Consider the following 16,738-nt stretch of genomic DNA (forward strand, 5'->3'; position numbering starts at 1 on the left):
GACTGGCCTTTACTTTTTCGCGTAACTCACGCCCATGCCGGCACGGACGTCGCTTTGAATGCCATAGGGCGGAATCGGATAGCGAAGGCCGTTCTTCGCCAGCGCCTTCATGCCCAGGATCGCCTTGGCGAGATGCGAGGGCTTCAGGGCCATCAGCATCTCCTCGTCCGGCACGCCGCCATAGCGCCGTTCGGCATAGCATGGCAAGGACAGGCTGGGCTCCCCGGTCTTGAGCGCCCGCCCCCACGAATCCGCGCAAGCGGTCTCCCCGACCACGCCCCATTCGAACTTCTTGTAGCCGGTATATTGCAGCCCGTTGATCAGGATGATCATCTGCCCGGGCGTCGCATAGACGAGGCAGATGTCGGGCGGATCGAGCCGGCCGCTGGCGAGCGGGCTGACCGCGAGCGCCTGATAGTGCCCGAACGGCACCACGTCCAGCGCCTCCTGGCGCTTGCGCGCGTCCTCCGCCGTGCCGTGCCAGACCCCGACGTAATTTTCGCCGGCGAGCCATTTGTCGTCCTGGGGGCTAAGGCCAATCACCGCGCGGCACTGGCTACCTACGAGATCGTCGGCGGTGATGCCGACGGTCCACCCCAGACGCGCGGCCATGCTGACGACCTGGTCGGTGGTGTGGATCGCGTTCGGCCGCCGGATTTTCGGGATCGCTTCCATGTCCGCGGCGCGTGCGAACAGCTTCATGCCGATCACCGTGGTCTTCAGCCGCAACAGGCTGTTGAGATCGGCGACGAGGCCGGCAAAATCGATGTTTTCAGCGCTCTGCTGCTGCATGGCGTCCTCCGGGCCGGCGATCGTGCGCCGGTGCTGTGTTCTTGTTTTGCGCCTCTCGTTCTAGTCCTTGCCCGGCCCCGGAAGCAACTCGCCGGTCCGGCCCATGACACGGTAAGTCAACAGGCCGATCCATTCGCGCATGGCGACGTCGGTCCTGCCGAGCCCCTCCTTGCCGATATGGGTGAACGCGAAGAGATCGTCACGCCCGCCCATTCGCCAGTCCACCGGATAGGCCTCGACGTCAAATCCGGCCTTGTGAAAGATCCCCATCGCGCGCGGCATGTGGAAAGCCGACGTCACCAGGAGCCAGCGCTCGCCCGGCTTCGGCGACACCAATTGCTTGGTGAAGACCGCATTCTCCCAGGTGTTGCGCGAGTCCCGCTCGACGATCAGGCGCTCCTTCGGGATCCCGAGGCTTTCCAGGATCGGCGCGGAGTAGTCGGCCTCCTTCGCATCGGTGGAGACGAGGTTCGCCGAGCCGCCGGTGAAGACGATGCGCGCATTCGGAAAGCGGCGCGCGAGCTCGGCCGGTGCCAGCATGCGATCGGCTGCGGACGCGACCACCGGCGTGCGATGCGCGGCCGACAGATCGGTGTCGACGGAGCCGCCGAGCACGATGATTCCGTCGGGCGCGCCCCGCGACGGGTCCCACTTCGGAAAGCGCGACTCCAGCGGATAAAGCAGGAGGTTGCCCAGCGGCGAGAACGCGGCGAGCGCCAGCAGGACCAGCGTGGTCACCGCAAGCTTGCGGCCGAGCGCCGCAAAGCGCGTCAGCATCAGCACCAGCGACAGGATTCCGAGCTCGACCAGAAGATTGATCGGCAGCAGCGCCGTGCCGAGGGTCTTGGAAAGAACGAAATACAGGGGGAGCCTCGCTGGAATGATCGGGTCATGCGCGGGCTTGACCGGCCCGTCCATCTTAAATCTTCTTGAAAGAGGATCGATCGCCCGGTCAAGCCCGGGCACAGCAGTTCAAACCGAACGGACGGCCGCAAATGACCCATCATCACCTGCATTCAAGCCCCGAAACCTGCCATTGGGGCTTCTTCGAAGCCGCGCTCGAGCCCGTCCTCACGGTCAAGAGCGGCGACGAGGTGACGGTCGACACCATCAGCGGCAGCCCGGACGTGCTGCCCGACCGCGACAAATTTCACATTCCGCCGGAGATGCACGAGGTCCACGCGAAGAGTGAGCGCATGCTGCCCGGCCACATCCTCACCGGACCGATCGCGGTCGAGGGGGCCGAACCCGGCGACGTGCTCGCGGTCGAGATCCTCGACGTCCAGCTCCGGCAGGACTGGGGCTGGAATCTGATCAGGCCGCTGTCCGGCACCCTGCCCGACGATTTCCACGAGACGCGCATCCTCAACATCCCGCTGGATCGGACGCGAATGGTCGGCCGCATGCCCTGGGGCCTCGACCTGCCGCTGAAGCCGTTCTTCGGCGTGATGGGCGTTTCGCCGCCGCCGGCCTGGGGCCGTATCTCCTCGCTGGTCCCGCGCGCCATGGGCGGCAATCTCGACAACAAGGAGCTCGGCGCCGGTGCGACACTGTACCTGCCGGTGTTCGTCCCGGGGGCGCTGTTCTCCTGCGGCGACGGCCATGGCGTGCAGGGCGACGGCGAGGTATGCGTCACCGCGATCGAGACCGCGCTCCAGGGCCGCTTCCGCCTGACGCTGCGCAAGGACCTCAGGCTCGACTATCCCCGTGCCGAGACGCCGACGCACTACATGACCATGGCGATGGACCCCGATCTCGACCAGTGCGTGGTGCGCGCGCTGCGCGACATGATCGCGCTGCTCGGCGAGACGCGTAACCTGTCGCGCGAGGACGCCTACACGCTGTGCAGCCTGGCGGCCGATCTACGGGTGACCCAGACCGTCAACGGCTCCAAGGGCATCCATTGCATGATCGAAAAGGCGATCGTGCACGGCTGAGCCGCCGGCGCCTTCCCTGACCCGTTGACGCCACGCCGCCGCCCGGTCTGCCGCGCGGCGCGCCGCGCCGTGCCCAATTTCTCAAGCGATTCCAATGAGCTGAAACGCCGATTCAGTCCGGATTTGACTTCCGGCCCCGAACCTAAATAGAGTCTTAATCGTTACTTTTATGTACCCGAGTAAGAGGCTAGCGTTCGGGCCATGGCCACCGAAAAAGCCGAGACTGACCGCATTCCCGTAACCTTGGCGCTCTCGACCATCACCTATCTGGAAAAACTGGTGAGACAGGGCACCCACGGCACCAGCGTTCCCGGCGTCGCACGGACATTGATCGAGGAAGGCATCCGTCTCGCCATCAAGGACGGGCTTTTGTCGATTCGCGACAATGGCAGGACGTGAGCGCGCGCCGGGCGTGAGGCGGACGGATCTCGAGAGGCGGATGGCCGACATCTGCAACCTGGGACCGTTACAAATGCCTGTTCTCTCACCAACCTGGACTGACGAACGAATTGAACTTCTGAAGCAACATTTCGAGGCCGGCCTCTCCTGCCGCGAGATCGCCGCCGACATCGGCGTCAGCCGCAACGCGGTGATCGGCAAGCTGTCCCGGCTCAATCTGACGCGCAGCCGCGCGGTCGAAGACCGCAGGCTCGAGCGGAGCCTTGCGCCGCCGCGTACGAGGAGAGCCGTGCCGCGGCTGCAATACGAGATGCTCGCCACCATCTACGGCGAGACCGACGCGCCCGTGGTCGCCGGTCCAATCGACGACGCCAATCGCTGCTCGCTGCTGGAGCTGTCCGAGAACCGCTGCCGCTGGCCGATCTCGACGCCGGGTGAAGACGATTTCTGCTTCTGCGGCAATACTGCGCCCGACGGCCAGTCGTATTGCGCCGGCCACAGCCGCCTCGCCTACCGGCCGAACTCGCGCGCCCGCATGATGCGCGGCTGAGGCCGCACGTCCCAAAAACGAAAAACCTCCGGCGGGGCATCACCGGAGGTTTCTGGAGGCTTAGCGTGAAGCTAAGAGCCGCAACTTTCGTATTTGGCTGAAAGCTATATAGCTTAGTAACTCAGGTAAGTAAATAAGTTTGAGGCGATCGAATCGCATGGCTCGTCTTCGTCGCCTGCACAGGCTGCCGGATTTTCCGAAGGCCCAGCAGAAAGCCCCGGCGGTGTCCCGCCGGGGCTGCGTCAGATCCGAAAGCCCTGAAGCTTACCAGTTGCGCTGGGCGCGCAGCAGCAGGCTGTAGGTGTCCTGATCCTTCAGCTCATAGGTTGCCGCAGGCTTGGCAACGCCCGTGAGCGCCGGGGTCGTGATCACGCCCGAGTACTTCTGGTCGAGATGGCTGTAGGTGAAGTCAGCCGAGAAGGTCAGGTTCTTCACCGGCGTCCAGCGGGTGATGACGCCGACCTGGCCGATGTTGAAGTCCGGATTGCAGGTGCCGGTCAGGGTGGCGAACGCGGCGCTGCCGCAGATCAGGCCCTTGGCCGTGCCGCTGTAGTTGACCGCAGCCCACGCGCCGTAGAGCGCCGTGTTCCAGTACGGGCTCCAGTTGTGGGTGTAGGCACCACGGAAGCCGTAGGTCTTGGTCAGCTCGAGGCCGCCGCCCGGACCGAACACCGCGTCAGACACGCCGGCAAAGCCGATGCTCTGATACGCCGCGTTGGAGCTGCCGAACATCGAGTAGCTGGTCGCGGCCAGCTCCTGGAAGTTGTAGCGGCTCGCACCGTCGGTATAGACGCCCGAGAGGTTGATCACGTCGCCGGCGCCGGTCGGGATGTTCTTGATCTGGAGAGCGAGCTGAACGGCCCAGCCCCACTTGTCTTCCGGATGGCCGGTGACTTCGCTCGCGCCGTAGTAGCCGACATGGTTGTCGTGCGCGGCGACCGACGCCTGGAACAGGCCCCAAGCCTGATCGACGCGGACCATGCCCACGAGGTCGGGAGCCCGGGTGCCGCCGAGATCGTTCGAGCCGTAGGCTCCGCCGAGGACGCCGGTCGTGGACATGCCGGCGGTGTTCCAGATGTTGGTCTGGAAGACCTGGGTCTGGTCCTGCGCCGAGAACGCGGCTGTCACACCCTGGCCGAAATCGGCCGTGTAGGTGAACTGGGTAACACCGTTGGTGGTGCCGCTACCGCCGACCAATTGGTCGAAGTTGTTGCCGGGATAGTTGATCCAGGGCGCGTCGAACTGCGACACCGCCTTACCCATCGTGAAGCCGGCGAACTGGATGAACGCGTAGTAGACGCCGAGGGCGCCGCCCGAGAGGTTGCCGTCGGTGCCGTTGACGTTGCCGCCGCCCGAGCCCGTGAGACCGGTCCCCGCGGCATTGAGGCCGATCGTGCCGCTGTACTGGGTCGCGCCCGTGCCCGAACCGGTGCCGCCATAGTTGCCGGTCGTCCAGGTGAAGACCGCATCGAAATAGGTGCGGACGACGCCGTATTCCGTTGCGGTGCGCGTGTCGATGTTGAGATCTTCACGAGCGCGCATCGAGTAGTAGTTGGTCAGCCGGTTGTTGGCCGCGAACACGCCGTTGTACTGGGCACTGTAGTTGCCGCCGGCATTGAGCGCCACTTCGGCACGCAGATAGCCGCCGAGCTTGATGCAGGTGTCGCTGCCCGGGATGTAGTAGAAGCCCGCGCCATAGAGCGTGCAGATCTTGACGTACTCGACCGCCTTGGCCTTGACCGGAAGATCGGCCGCCTGGGCTCCACCGACGGCGATCAGACCCGCCGCAGTGCCGAGCAAAAGGCTCTTCACCACTTTCATATAAAACCTCCAAGTTGCTCATTTTACGGAGACCGGACCGTGAGGCCCCCCAGATCCCCGTCTTTTCAAATCCGCTCGGCCGCTTTGCGCTTTCGGACACACCCGCATTCGACGCGAGGGACGTGAGCGAACCACCTGCAACGGGACGATCGAGTACCCCCCACCGTCGCGCACCACTATGCCTGCGCCATTACACTAATTAAAATAGTTTATTTGGTAAGCTTTGTAGTTTCACTAAACCTGTGCCCCGGGCGCCACACCCGGGCGGACCAAATATGCTGACCTGCTCATCTTTGTAATTTTAGTGACAAAATTACCCTGCTCTGCACTTGCGTCAGAGCAGGCTTGCGTGGACTATGGCCTTCCACGAACACTGGCCTGAAGAATCAGTTCACGGGAGTGACGCTGTGTCCGCGACGAGGAAAGAAGGAGCGCGCCTGCGCCCCATCGGCAACCTGGATCTCATCAGGCGCTTCACCTGGGAGATATCGTCGATCAACATGTATCTAGAGGAGCTGCGTCAGTTCTGGGCGAGGACGCTCGGCATCAGCGGCCCGCAATGGCTGATCCTGATGGCGATCTCCGACCTCGACAAGGACGACGGCGTACCGGTCAACGTGGTCTCCAAGTTGCTCCACGTCGATCCCTCGTTCGTCACCACCCAGTCCAAGCTGCTCGAGAAGAAGGGCCTGCTCCGCCGGCGGCCCTCGCCGATCGACGCCCGGGTCGTGCGGCTGTCACTGGTCGACAAGACCCAGAAGCACATCGCGAGCCTCAACGAGCAGTACAAGACGATTCGCGAGTTCGTCTTCCAGGAGTTCGACGAGAACGAGCTGACGGAATTCACCACCAAGCTCGCGACGCTCAAGAACCGGCTCGAAAAGGCCTGCGTCAGGATATCGCTCGACTTCTGAGACGCGAGGCCGCGCTCAGCTCCGCCGACCGGCGGCGCCGAGCCGCGATTCCAGCCAGTCGAAGATGTATTCGTTGGCGAGACTCGGATTGTCCGCATGGGCCTGCGCCGCGCCGGTCTCCGCCGCGGTGAACACCTTCAACACGATATCGGAGCTGCCGAGCCGGGATTTCTGGACGATCTGACGCGCCCGGTCGGCCTTGAGCCAGCCATCCTCGCCGAGCGTGATCAGCACCGGACAGTCGGCACTGGAGGCCATCAGCGGCGCATGCGGCACCGGGACGATGCTGAGGTCGCTCATCGCGAAGCGGCTGGCGAAGAACGATCGTTCGTGCAGATCCCACAGGCCGCCATCGCAGACGGCGGCGGCGAGCCGCGGCTCCTGCAACACCGCGCGCGCCACGAATGAGGATCCCCACCCGTCCGCCACGATGGCGACGCGATCGAAATCGACGTCGCCGCGCGTTTCCAGATAATCCATGACGCTCGCGATCGAGCTCTCGAGATCGCGGCGCTGCAGGAGTGTATCGGTATAATCGTCGCGCTGGTCGCCGAGCAGGTCCAGCGCGAGCATCGACAGTCCGCGCTCGCGCGCATGCGGTGCGAGCTTGAACAGGAATTCCTCCTTGCGGTGTCCCGGCTCGCCGATGCAGATCACGGTCGGCGCCCGTCCGCCCGCCGACGCCGCAGGCAGGAAGTAGCCCTGCAACGCATGATCGTCGACCCAGGGAATTGTCACGACCTCGCCGGCCGGTGCGCGCGCCGTGAGGTAGCGGCGGGCGCATTCCTGCATCGCCAGCACCGCAACCCAGCGCCGCTCGTCGGCCTGATCGAGCGGCATTGCCGCTGCACCGTAGTAGTTCAACGCCCGCAGCCAGTTGCGCTGCGCGGTCGCCATGTGGCCCTCCGCGAACGCGGCCCCGGCGCGGTGCCGGTTGGCCTGCGCAAGCCGCTTCCACTCGCGGTGCCAGGATTGCTCGTCGCCCCGCTTGAGCTGCCGCGCGATCATCAGGCATTCCGCGATCGTGGCGCCGCCCTCCTGGGCTGCGGTCAGGAGCCGCGTGAATTCAGCGGAGATGTCCTCTCTCTCCGGGCAAAGGGACCAGTCGTCGGAGAGGCATGCGGGTATCATCGGAGCTACGCTCTATCATCGCGTTACCCCTGATTCACTAAACTATTTTGGTTCGCCAACCAAGCCGCCGTGCGCGCCATTACAGGTGTTTGAGATCACCATCGCTTGAACGATTATTGAACGATGCGCCGCGCCGCATGCGTGACATTCCAATTCGTCATGAGGCCGCGAATATTGGCAAGAGCTGGCACGTCAAATGACCTGCGCACCTCTTGCCATGATGATCATCATACCCATATCCGCGCCTCGCTGGTCACAACAGCGAAGTAGACTCAGCCGAGCCGCCAGCCGACCTCCTGCGTAAAGCTCTCGTAGAAGGCGCGGTCATAGGCCTGCTCGGGCGTCGCGCGCACGCGCTCGTCGAGGCGTTTGGCGTCCTCGCCCACGAGGATGCGCCAGCGCTCCGCCTTGACCCCGTCGAGGATGATCTTCGCGGCCCGCGCAGCCGTCGTCGGAGCATCCTCCAGGAAGCTGCGGGCCCGCTCGGCGAACGCCGCCTGGATGTCCTCGTCCGACATCTTGTCGGCATCCGGCACGCCGGCCGCGACCATGCGCTTGCGGGTCAGCGCGACCTCGTCGGCGTTGAGCCGCTCCGACCCGTCCGCGCTCTGCACCTTGCGCGAATTGGAGACGATCGAGGTGCCGATATGGCCGGGCATCACCACCGAGCATTTGACGTGCGGGGCATGCAGGCGGAGGTCGTTGATCAGCGCTTCGGTAAATCCCTTCACCGCAAACTTGGCCGAGCTGTAGGCGGTGTGCGCCTGTCCCATGCCGATCGAGGCCCAGAAGCCGTTGACGCTCGCGGTGTTGACGATGTGGGCCTCGTCCGCCGCCACCAGCATCGGCAGGAAGGTGCGCACGCCGAGATAGACCCCGCCCCAGCAGATGTTGAAGGTGCGCTCCCACTGCTCGCGCGTGTTGGTGAACAGGCTGCCGCCGCCACCGATGCCGGCATTGTTGAACAGCAGATGAATCTTGTCGGTCTTCTGCTGCTCGGCGAGCTCGTCGCGAAAGCGCTTCAGGTGATCCTCGATCGCGACATCGGCAACATGCGTCGTGACGCGCAGGCCCTGCGGCAGCTTCTCGACCTCGCAGAGCCGCTTGGTCTCGGCCATTGCGGCCTCCGAGACGTCGCACATTGCGACATTGCAGCCTTCGGCCACGAGCTGTCGCGCGAGCTCGCGTCCCATTCCCGTGCCGCCGCCGGTGATGACCGCGATCTTTCCTGCAAAATCCTTCATGGGACTTTCGGCCCCTCCCTTGTCGGTATGTTTCTTCAGAGCATGATCCGGACCCGGAGGGCCGCGTTAGCGCAAAGTGTGAAGCGGTTTTCCGAAGAGATCATGCTCAAACAATAACCTAAAGCGCGATGACGATTCATCCCAATCTCATCGCGCTTTAGCGCCGCTCATCGCAGCGCGCGCAAAATGTAGCAGCGCCGCATCCGCAGGTAAAAGCGGATCGGCGCTGCCACCTTCGCCATCGTTATTTCGGCGGACGGACTATTCGGCCGCTTCGACGCACGGCCCGTTCAACGCACCGAGCGCCTCCTCGTTCGGCTCGAACAAATAGTGCACCGGCGTGACCTGGAGCGCGGCGACATTCATGTCGCGAACCAGCTTGCCGCGGCGGATCGCATCGCGCGTGGAGTCCACGAGGATGCCGGCGATCACGGGAATGCGCCCCTTCCCGCCTCGACCGTCGCGGCCATCAGGTCGCGATATTCCTCGTGATCGAGCGTGCGCCCCTCGCCGGTCGAACCGCCGGCGGCGACGCCGTGTGCGCCGGCGCCGATCATCCAGTCGACCTGGGGCGCCACGAGCCCAAAGTCGATCTCGCCGTCTTTCCGGAACGGCGTCGTCATCGGCGGGATCACGCCGGTCGGACGTACCTTCATGTTCTGCCCTCGCGTTTCCATAACCCTTGTGGCGGTCCCGCTCTTTTGACGAGTATCCGCCCGCTTCGAAGCCTATTGGCTGTGCAAGCCCTGTGAAGGGCCGCCCGCGCGGCGCAGCCCCGCAGAATCCAACATTCCTGTGATCACCCCCTCCGGTTCCCGTATTTGTCCGGCTTCGGGTTAGGGGCATTTTTTTTACAATCCGAATCATCAAATGGGGGTGGACGCTGGGTCGAGTCGGCCAGGTCAGCGTGTTGTTTGTGTCACAGGCTCTGGCACTCCGCTTGCATCCTCTTCGTGGTCAGAAACTACCGATGAGGTGACAGGAATGTTCGTGACCGTCGTTGCCGTGCTCTGCCGGCTTGGTGCATCTGCCTCGGGCGCTTGCGTCGAGGAAATCGTGACCGACAGCAACATGACGCCCGAAATGTCGATGATGCAGTGTGCAATCGGCGCACAGGCACCCTTGGCGAAGTGGATGGGCGAGCATCCGATCTATCACGCCAACTGGCGCCTCGAGCGCTACAAATGCGTGCCGGGTCACTACGAGATCAAGGGCCACGCCTAAGGCCCCGCAAAACTACTGATATCAAGACGACTGAGGAAACGCCCCGGGGGCCACCTTTCTCCTCTGCGCGGGCACCGCTGGCGCCAGACCCATCGCGGCGGCGCGCTTTGTGACTATCGTCACGCTCTTCCCTCAAGCAATCGCACGCAAGATGATCGCGCGCGCCTTTCGCCCCTCCGGCGTCGGCATCAGCGCATAATTGTGCGGCTGGTTGCGGAGCAGATGCAGCTCGACCGGCACACCAACCGCCCTCGCCCGCTCCGCAAGATCGACGCTGTCGGGGTAGAGCAGATCGCGAGTCCCTGCGAAGATCGTCATTGGCGGCAGCGAACGGAACGCGCCGTTGAGCGGGCTGACGAAGGGATGGCCGACATCGAGCTCGCCGGCATAGAGGCGCCCCGCCTCGAGTATCCCCGGAATGTCCTGCATCGGATCGCGCGCCGCGATCTCGACCTGCTCCGGACGGCTGACCGACGCATCCGCGGCGGGCGAGATCAGCACCATCAGGTTCGGCTGCCGATGTCCGCGATCACGCAGCCACTGGCAGGCGGCGAGCGCCAGGCCCGCGCCGGCCGAATTGCCGACCACCGTGACCTTTGCAGGCCCGGCATCTTCCAGCAGCATCCGCAACAGCTCGGCCGTCGCCGGCACGACGTCCTTCGCGGTGACGCGCGGCGCGAGCGGATAGATCGGCACGACGCAAACGACGCGCGCCTCGCGCGTCATCTGACCAATGAGCCGCCAATGCGCCGGCACGATCTCGTTGATGAAGCCACCGCCATGCAGGAACATGACGTAGTTGCAGCCCTCATGGCCGGAAGACGGCGCGGTGTAATAGACCGGCCATCCGCCCATCCTGGTCAGCGTCACCTCGACACCGCGGCCGAGCCCCGTCGGCTCATGCGAGGCCGGCTGCAAGGCGCGCTTGTGCACATGCGCCTGCACCGCCTCGGCGGATGCGAGCTGCTTCTTGAACGGAAGCAGCCTGAGCAGCACGTTGAAGCAACGGCTCTGCAAGCTCGGCGCGGGATCACGCTGCGGCGGCGCATCTAGCGCGCGGCCGCCAGGGCAAATCTGCAACGCCGACACGATCTTCGCAACGCTCATTGGCCACCTCCCCTCCGGGCTCTCCCGACGCGGCGGCAAAGACGCTTGCCGACCCGTCGCCACTTGCGGATATAATGCGAGCATTCACTCGCTTTTCCTACTCGCATTCGGACCGCTGGCCCATGGCGCGCAAACCACCGACAAAACCCCGGAAAAACGCCTCCCAGAAGAGGTCCCGCGCCACCGTCGACGCACTGGTCGAGGCAACCGCTCGCATTCTGGTCCGCGAAGGTTTTGAGAAGGCGAGCACCAACCGGATCGCCGAAGTCGCCGGCGTCAGCGTCGGCTCGCTCTACCAATATTTTCCGGGCAAGGAGGCCCTCGTCGCCGCCGTGATCGACCGCCACAACGAGGAGATCATGGGCATCGTCCGCTCAGCGCTGACCGAGGTCGCCGACATGCCGATCGAGAAGGCGGTGCGAAAACTCGTGAGCGTCGCGATCGAGGCCCACCGCATCGATCCGAAACTCCATCGGGTGCTCGCCGAGCAGATCCCGCGCACCGGCCAGCTCAAGGACGTCGAGGCCTTCAACCGCGAGGTCCACACCCTCGTCCGCGCCTATCTCGAAAGCCGCCGCAACGAGATGCGCAAGATCGACCCGGCCCTTGCCACCTTCATCTGCGTCAGCGCCATCGAGGCCGTCGCGCACAACACGGTGCTGAACCACGCCGAGATGCTGTCGGAGAAGACGGTGCGGACGCTGGTGGACGAGACGACGAGGATGGTGGTGGGGTATTTGAGGTAGGTGGAACGACGTCTGGAGAGTGGACGCCTACAAGAACGTTGGAAAGCTAGGACTGAGCATAGGAGAGAACTCCGCTCCAACCTTTCGCTCCGCGAAGCTTGGGGAATTAAAAAAGGACGCGAAGACCGCCCTGTACCACTCTACCGCATCAGCCGGCGGCAATGCGTCATCAGCCACTACCGGTTGCGCGCCTCAGTCGTCCCAGACGCGCTTGCCGCAGCCGCATTCGAACATGCGAGTAATGGCTCCGCTCTCAGAGTCCACCACCGCTCGGACAAGCTTCATTTTCTTGCCGCAGATGCGGCACGTTCTGGTTGAGTTGTCCTCGACAACGCAAATCTTCTCAGCACGGAATATTTCCATGAGTCGCGCCCCCCGTCTGAGGTGACCTGGTGGAGATTGCAAACTGACTGAAGCAGGGAAAGTAGAAGAACTGCGTAACGAGCCCCTGCGGGCAGTTTGCGACTGTCCAGGAAGCGAATCAAGACGCGCCGGCTATTCTGACGACCCCTTTTGGGTACCTCATCAGGATGGCCCGAGTGCCGGAACGGAGCGATCCGTTAATCCTCATCAGAGCTGGGTCTGATGTAATCCCTATGCAAAACGGTTGGTCGTTGGGCACCATCGAACAGAACGGTGATGCCGGTTGTACGTTGGCCTAGGGCGACAACGACGCCAACCTTGTCAGCCAGGTCTGGGCAACGAATTTTTCCGATTTCGCTGAGCTTAAAACGCGCGCCGACTTCAATCCTATTTGTTCTCAAATCCATGGTTGCGCCTCGCAAAGAGACCGATCGAAATGAAACAGAGTGGTGGCAAAGTTCCTCAAAAATACCGGTGACTATGGCGACTCATTGTTTCAAGAGTATTTCGTAATTCGAGAATTAGACAGCGTCGCAGACAGGTGCTTGGAGCAACAACTGGTAACCCCGTAAGGCCGCCTCGGTTGGCGGGAAGATTGAAAGCAACCTCGGCAAGCTCCCCGCCCCTGTCTGGTGGTCTAGGCCGTCGAGCGGGGAGCTGCCGCGCCAGCCCCGCACCAAAACAAGCTAAAAACGTGCCAGACGCAGAGCGCGCGTTTGCCGCTAGGAAGGTGGGCGTTGGCGCATTGGGCGCATTGCGATTGCTGTTCCGGGTCAGATCTGACGCGATGGGCCAAGAAGAGAGGTGCGATCTAACCGCTCGTCGCAGCGCGATAGAAGGCTTCTACCTTCCTCAGGTCTTTTGAGTGAGTGCCCTCTCGATCCGTTCTTGTTTTCGAATCAACGCCGGCCGGTCGCACCGACCGAATAGCTTCCTTGACATTGTCCGGTCCGAGGCCACCAGCAAGTATGACCGGGGTGCGAACACTCTCCACTATCGTTCGACTGATGCTCCAGTCGTGCGTCACCCCTTGCGCGCCGATTTGCACATCACCTGTCCGATGACTGTCGAGCAGGATCCAATCGACAACCCCATCATAAGCTTGCGCCACGCCTACTGCCTCAGGTCCCGTGACAGGTACGCTGCGCATGAATTTGGTCTTCGGCAGGGACTTTCGCAGCGCCACGACAAGATCAGGCGTAAGCAATTCGCTGGATGCGCCAAGATGAACAATGGGCGGATCAAGCTCTCTCGCCATCCGTTCGATAAGAGCGACATCCGCCGAAAGGAACAGCGCGGAAACTACGGACGGCGCCCGCACCATCTTCATAACCGCTAACGCCTTCTGAACCGGAAGCTCCCGGGGGAAGGCTCCATCGCCGACGAGCACGCCGACATGATCCACGCCGATTACCGATATCGCCTCGGCTTCCGCAGGTGTCGCGACTTCGTAAATTTGCGTCAGCATTGTCTTACACGCTGCCACCACTCAGTTGAGTAGACAGGATGGGCTGGTCCTGGGTCAACGGCCGTTTTGGGTCAATCGCGTCGGTCGGGCGCTCGGCTAACCGCTTCCGATCGCGATCGTCCTTGCTGGCGACGCGCTCCCTGGCGCGAAAAGAATAGGCCGGGCGGCGGGCGTGGTGTCAGCGAGTGCCGGCGGGATCCCTGCAAGCAACGATGTCGCGGGGAGATTTTCGACCCGCGACCTCCGGCGGAGAGAATACTGCGAGGTACCCTCCGTCCCCTTCGAGCTTATATGTGGCGACCTCGCGATAGCCGACGGCGGTCAATTCGCAGCGCAGGAGCTCAATTGGCGTGCCATGCTTCGACGTCGGAAGCTCAAGGTCGACAATTCCGACCCGTGCACCCTGCTTCAAGGCGGGCGCGAGATTGTAGAGGAAGGCATAGGGTTGGGCTATCTCGTGATACATGTGCACGAGGATTGCGGCATCCAGCGAGGAAGCGGGCAGACGCGGGTCGTGTGGTTCGCCGAGCGCGAATTGCACGTTCGTCAACTTCAGGAGTTTTGTTCGCCTGGCGAGTTCTATGAGGTAATCCCGCGTGACGTCCTGTGCAACGACAGAGCCGGCGGGTGCGACGAGGTACGAGAGTCTAACCGTGTGGTAGCCACTGCCCGCACCAATGTCGCCGACTGTCATGCCAGGTTTCAGTTCAAGAACACGTGCGATCTGGCCGGCCTCATTGAGAGCGTCGCGGTGCTCTTCGGAGGCGCGGCGTGGGCTGACAATCCGTGCGACAGGGCGCTGCGGTGAGGGAAACTCGTTTGCAGCGACTCCGGGGGGAGCCAGATAACCTATGTCAGCGGCATATGCGCGAGTTGCAGCAAACGCCACAAGTAGCGTCGCTGCCGCTGTCGCGATGTTCCACACCCTACAGCACCTGGCTCACCAACCAGAGCGCGATCGAGCAGCAGAGCGCAATTCCAAGGTACGGCAATGCAATTGTCATCGGTTCCTCACTGACGAATTCCGATGCTGAAACGCTAGCGAGATTCGCATATTCGCAGCCGCGTGACTATCCCGTTCGCATGCACCGCGCGTTCGAGTTCTGCCTGGCCACCGCCGCCAAGGCGGTGCCTGATGGCCCCGACTGAAATCAAAGATGACGCCTACCGCTTGCGCGTCGAGCGCAACGGCAAGACCGCCCGGCTATTCACCCGCAACGGCCACGACCGGACCACGCGCTTCTTCTGGATCGTCCAAGCCGCGTTGAAGAACCGCGAGCAGCAATTCGTCATCGACGGCGGGGCTGTGGTGCACGGCGTCGACGGCGTGTCCGACTTCAACGCGCAGCATTCGCGCTGGCACGACAACGAGGTGCAGCTCTACGCATTCGACGTTCTCGCGCTCGGCGGCGAAGATTTGCGCCAGCTGCCGCCGAGTCTGCGCAAGGCAATGTGGTCTCACATATTCCACGGGCCCGGATACTCTTGGCACTCTCGACATCATACGCACGCTAACGTGCGTTTAGTTCCACTCAACCATCTGTAAACGTTGAGAATTTCGGCCAACCTTTGGCAACGAGTGTGGCACGCGGGCTACAGCAATTATCAACCATCGACTTACTCTTTGTCAGGCAGGTGGGCGAACGCGCCAATTCATTGAACTCGTTACTCTGGGGAGATACTCGCATGAAGAAGGTTCTTGCGGCTGCGGCCGGAACATTGGCTCTCGCTCTGGCGGCTCCCGCCAGTGCGGCGGATCTGGCCGCCCGGCCGTACACCAAGGCCCCGGCGCCGATGGTCGCCGCCATCTACGACTGGAGCGGCTTCTACATTGGTATCAACGGTGGCGGCGGCTCCGCGCACAGCTGCTGGGACTTTGTCACGCCAGTTACCGGCACCCTCGTCGGTGAAGGCTGTCACAACGCGACTGGCGGCACGATCGGTGGTCAGGTCGGCTATCGCTGGCAGTCAGCAAGTTGGGTGTTCGGTCTTGAAGGCCAGGGCAACTGGGCCGACTTCTCCGGCGACAACATCAGCCTCCTGTTCCCGGGTAGCGCTCTGGTCACGGGCGACCGCAATCGGTCACGGATCGATTCCTTCGGTCTCATCACGGGTCAGGTGGGCTACGCCTGGAACAGCGTTCTGCTCTACGTGAAGGGTGGCGCGGCTGTGGTCGGCGATAAGTTTGACATCTACGCTGCTCCCGGCACTCCCGGTGCTGGCACATTGCTAGCCTCAGGTCGCGACACGCGCTGGGGGGCCACAGTTGGCGCCGGCCTTGAGTTTGGCTTTGCGCCGAACTGGTCGGTCGGTGTTGAGTACGATCACATCTTCCTCGGCCATCAGACGAGAGACCTCACGGTCCCTGGGACCGGGTTGTTATTTCAGACTAATCGCATCAGCCAAGATGTCGATATGGGTCTCGTGCGCCTGAACTATCGGTTCGGCGGCCCTCTCGTCGCGAGGTACTGATTAGCATTATGCAAACGAACAAGGCCGGCTCTTTGAGCCGGCCTTGTGCGTTGGGAGGCTCGAGTGACGAAGACCTACCGACCAGTCACACCTTCGCAGCTCGCCGATGAGCTGAACCAAGCATTCGCCTCGGCCGAACCTCACACAATCTCCAGGGCGATCGGACAGGCCCTCAAAGATTTCAACATTTCAGAAATCTCGAAAAAGGCCGAGCTGCAGCGTACGAGCATTTATCGTGCTTTCGGCAACGAACAGCTTCCGAATTTTTCTACCGTCCTGGGGGTACTCACGGCTATGGGCTTGCAGCTGAAGGTAGCCCCCAAACGCGGCGGGCATGCGAGCTTCTGATCCGCCAGATACGCCTCTGAGCTTTTTTTGTGCCTATACGTGGCGATGCAGTCCCCAAAACGCGATCAGCAGGAGAGCTGCGGCCCCAATTCCCAGCAATAGGAGAATGGCTTCCAGCATGACGAATCAAGCTCCGCCCGCCCCTTTGGAAGGATACACCTTGCCGGGTTTAGTCACCAAGGCCCGCCAGCGTGAACCGGCGGGCCTCCTGTTGAATTCGGC

Annotated in this window: 18 protein-coding genes and 1 pseudogene; 10 read left to right on the forward strand and 9 right to left on the reverse strand. The window is 62.8% G+C overall.

Going from position 1 to position 16,738, the window contains the following annotated elements; translation table 11 throughout:
- Positions 1–9: 9 nt before the first annotated feature.
- Together BJA_RS25065 and BJA_RS25070 are read right to left on the reverse strand one after the other, a co-directional pair.
- Positions 10–792: a DUF169 domain-containing protein gene (locus BJA_RS25065; protein WP_011087742.1), complete on the reverse strand. Its 783-nt coding sequence runs from the start codon at positions 790–792 to the stop codon at positions 10–12.
- Positions 793–852: 60 nt separating this feature from the next.
- Positions 853–1,656: a YdcF family protein gene (locus tag BJA_RS25070; protein ID WP_197535747.1), complete on the reverse strand. Its 804-nt coding sequence runs from the start codon at positions 1,654–1,656 to the stop codon at positions 853–855.
- 131 nt (positions 1,657–1,787) lie between these two features.
- Between BJA_RS25070 and BJA_RS25075 the strand changes: the two genes are divergently transcribed.
- The 3 genes from BJA_RS25075 (at position 1,788) to BJA_RS25085 (ending at position 3,678) form a co-directional block, all read left to right on the forward strand.
- Positions 1,788–2,729 (forward strand): acetamidase/formamidase family protein, encoded by a 942-nt coding sequence (locus tag BJA_RS25075; protein WP_011087744.1) that lies wholly within the window; start codon positions 1,788–1,790, stop codon positions 2,727–2,729.
- A 201-nt stretch (positions 2,730–2,930) separates the two neighbouring features.
- Positions 2,931–3,128, forward strand: coding sequence for a hypothetical protein (locus tag BJA_RS25080; RefSeq protein WP_007603456.1), 198 nt, complete (start codon positions 2,931–2,933; stop codon positions 3,126–3,128).
- A gap of 73 nt (positions 3,129–3,201) precedes the next feature.
- Positions 3,202–3,678 (forward strand): GcrA family cell cycle regulator, encoded by a 477-nt coding sequence (locus BJA_RS25085; protein ID WP_028171659.1) that lies wholly within the window; start codon positions 3,202–3,204, stop codon positions 3,676–3,678.
- Between the two features lie 264 nt (positions 3,679–3,942).
- Here BJA_RS25085 and BJA_RS25090 read toward each other — a convergent pair whose 3' ends face one another.
- Positions 3,943–5,499, reverse strand: coding sequence for a porin (locus tag BJA_RS25090; RefSeq protein ID WP_011087746.1), 1,557 nt, complete (start codon positions 5,497–5,499; stop codon positions 3,943–3,945).
- Between the two features lie 407 nt (positions 5,500–5,906).
- Between BJA_RS25090 and BJA_RS25095 the strand changes: the two genes are divergently transcribed.
- On the forward strand, positions 5,907–6,413 hold the full coding sequence (locus BJA_RS25095) for a MarR family winged helix-turn-helix transcriptional regulator (protein WP_038966322.1): 507 nt from the start codon (positions 5,907–5,909) through the stop codon (positions 6,411–6,413).
- Positions 6,414–6,428: 15 nt separating this feature from the next.
- Here the strand turns inward: BJA_RS25095 and BJA_RS25100 are convergent, their stop codons facing one another.
- From BJA_RS25100 to BJA_RS43885, 3 genes and pseudogenes are all read right to left on the reverse strand, one after another.
- On the reverse strand, positions 6,429–7,544 hold the full coding sequence (locus BJA_RS25100) for an alpha/beta hydrolase family protein (RefSeq protein WP_011087748.1): 1,116 nt from the start codon (positions 7,542–7,544) through the stop codon (positions 6,429–6,431).
- A 272-nt stretch (positions 7,545–7,816) separates the two neighbouring features.
- On the reverse strand, positions 7,817–8,788 hold the full coding sequence (locus BJA_RS25105) for an SDR family NAD(P)-dependent oxidoreductase (RefSeq protein WP_011087749.1): 972 nt from the start codon (positions 8,786–8,788) through the stop codon (positions 7,817–7,819).
- 294 nt (positions 8,789–9,082) lie between these two features.
- A pseudogene (locus tag BJA_RS43885) lies at positions 9,083–9,444 on the reverse strand (dihydrodipicolinate synthase family protein); the annotation flags it as partial.
- 328 nt (positions 9,445–9,772) lie between these two features.
- Between BJA_RS43885 and BJA_RS25115 the strand changes: the two are divergent.
- The gene (locus BJA_RS25115) at positions 9,773–10,012 is read left to right on the forward strand and encodes a hypothetical protein (protein WP_027547402.1); all 240 of its coding nucleotides are present in this window, start codon (positions 9,773–9,775) and stop codon (positions 10,010–10,012) included.
- A 132-nt stretch (positions 10,013–10,144) separates the two neighbouring features.
- On the opposite strand, the gene BJA_RS25120 is transcribed toward BJA_RS25115, so the two are convergent.
- Positions 10,145–11,119 carry an alpha/beta fold hydrolase gene (locus BJA_RS25120; RefSeq protein WP_063921474.1) on the reverse strand — a complete coding sequence of 325 codons (975 nt, stop codon included), beginning with the start codon at positions 11,117–11,119 and terminating at the stop codon, positions 10,145–10,147.
- A gap of 122 nt (positions 11,120–11,241) precedes the next feature.
- Between BJA_RS25120 and BJA_RS25125 the strand changes: the two genes are divergently transcribed.
- A complete protein-coding gene (locus tag BJA_RS25125) occupies positions 11,242–11,865 on the forward strand; it encodes a TetR/AcrR family transcriptional regulator (RefSeq protein ID WP_038966328.1) in 624 nt (207 codons plus the stop codon).
- Between the two features lie 1,174 nt (positions 11,866–13,039).
- On the opposite strand, the gene BJA_RS25130 is transcribed toward BJA_RS25125, so the two are convergent.
- Together BJA_RS25130 and BJA_RS25135 are read right to left on the reverse strand one after the other, a co-directional pair.
- The gene (locus BJA_RS25130) at positions 13,040–13,696 is read right to left on the reverse strand and encodes a phosphoribosylanthranilate isomerase (protein WP_028171652.1); all 657 of its coding nucleotides are present in this window, start codon (positions 13,694–13,696) and stop codon (positions 13,040–13,042) included.
- Positions 13,697–13,874: 178 nt separating this feature from the next.
- On the reverse strand, positions 13,875–14,621 hold the full coding sequence (locus BJA_RS25135) for a class I SAM-dependent methyltransferase (RefSeq protein WP_011087755.1): 747 nt from the start codon (positions 14,619–14,621) through the stop codon (positions 13,875–13,877).
- Here BJA_RS25135 and BJA_RS43195 point away from each other — a divergent pair.
- From BJA_RS43195 to BJA_RS25150, 4 genes are all read left to right on the forward strand, one after another.
- The gene (locus BJA_RS43195) at positions 14,561–14,845 is read left to right on the forward strand and encodes a hypothetical protein (RefSeq protein ID WP_236842070.1); all 285 of its coding nucleotides are present in this window, start codon (positions 14,561–14,563) and stop codon (positions 14,843–14,845) included. The genes BJA_RS25135 and BJA_RS43195 overlap by 61 nt on opposite strands.
- Complete coding sequence (locus BJA_RS25140) at positions 14,832–15,242, forward strand: hypothetical protein (RefSeq protein WP_236842071.1); 411 nt, start codon at positions 14,832–14,834, stop codon at positions 15,240–15,242. Before BJA_RS43195 ends, BJA_RS25140 begins: the two co-directional genes overlap by 14 nt.
- A 140-nt stretch (positions 15,243–15,382) precedes the next feature.
- Complete coding sequence (locus tag BJA_RS25145; RefSeq protein WP_063921475.1) at positions 15,383–16,168, forward strand: outer membrane protein; 786 nt, start codon at positions 15,383–15,385, stop codon at positions 16,166–16,168.
- Positions 16,169–16,231: 63 nt separating this feature from the next.
- Positions 16,232–16,516: an addiction module antidote protein gene (locus BJA_RS25150; protein WP_038966330.1), complete on the forward strand. Its 285-nt coding sequence runs from the start codon at positions 16,232–16,234 to the stop codon at positions 16,514–16,516.
- The last annotated feature ends 222 nt before the right edge of the window (positions 16,517–16,738 follow it).

The sequence above is a fragment of the Bradyrhizobium diazoefficiens USDA 110 genome (genome assembly GCF_000011365.1).
In the GTDB taxonomy this organism is placed as follows: Bacteria; Pseudomonadota; Alphaproteobacteria; order Rhizobiales; family Xanthobacteraceae; genus Bradyrhizobium; species Bradyrhizobium diazoefficiens.

Coding starts and splice junctions, on each gene's coding strand:
- BJA_RS25140 (WP_236842071.1), top strand. CDS start 14,832: ATGGCCCCGACTGAAATCAAAGATGACGCCTACCGCTTGCGCGTCGAG.
- BJA_RS25130 (WP_028171652.1), bottom strand. CDS start 13,696: ATGCTGACGCAAATTTACGAAGTCGCGACACCTGCGGAAGCCGAGGCG.
- BJA_RS25090 (WP_011087746.1), bottom strand. CDS start 5,499: ATGAAAGTGGTGAAGAGCCTTTTGCTCGGCACTGCGGCGGGTCTGATC.
- BJA_RS25120 (WP_063921474.1), bottom strand. CDS start 11,119: ATGAGCGTTGCGAAGATCGTGTCGGCGTTGCAGATTTGCCCTGGCGGC.
- BJA_RS25065 (WP_011087742.1), bottom strand. CDS start 792: ATGCAGCAGCAGAGCGCTGAAAACATCGATTTTGCCGGCCTCGTCGCC.
- BJA_RS25100 (WP_011087748.1), bottom strand. CDS start 7,544: ATGATACCCGCATGCCTCTCCGACGACTGGTCCCTTTGCCCGGAGAGA.
- BJA_RS25125 (WP_038966328.1), top strand. CDS start 11,242: ATGGCGCGCAAACCACCGACAAAACCCCGGAAAAACGCCTCCCAGAAG.
- BJA_RS25105 (WP_011087749.1), bottom strand. CDS start 8,788: ATGAAGGATTTTGCAGGAAAGATCGCGGTCATCACCGGCGGCGGCACG.
- BJA_RS43195 (WP_236842070.1), top strand. CDS start 14,561: ATGCGCGAGTTGCAGCAAACGCCACAAGTAGCGTCGCTGCCGCTGTCG.
- BJA_RS25080 (WP_007603456.1), top strand. CDS start 2,931: ATGGCCACCGAAAAAGCCGAGACTGACCGCATTCCCGTAACCTTGGCG.
- BJA_RS25075 (WP_011087744.1), top strand. CDS start 1,788: ATGACCCATCATCACCTGCATTCAAGCCCCGAAACCTGCCATTGGGGC.
- BJA_RS25115 (WP_027547402.1), top strand. CDS start 9,773: ATGTTCGTGACCGTCGTTGCCGTGCTCTGCCGGCTTGGTGCATCTGCC.
- BJA_RS25145 (WP_063921475.1), top strand. CDS start 15,383: ATGAAGAAGGTTCTTGCGGCTGCGGCCGGAACATTGGCTCTCGCTCTG.
- BJA_RS25085 (WP_028171659.1), top strand. CDS start 3,202: ATGCCTGTTCTCTCACCAACCTGGACTGACGAACGAATTGAACTTCTG.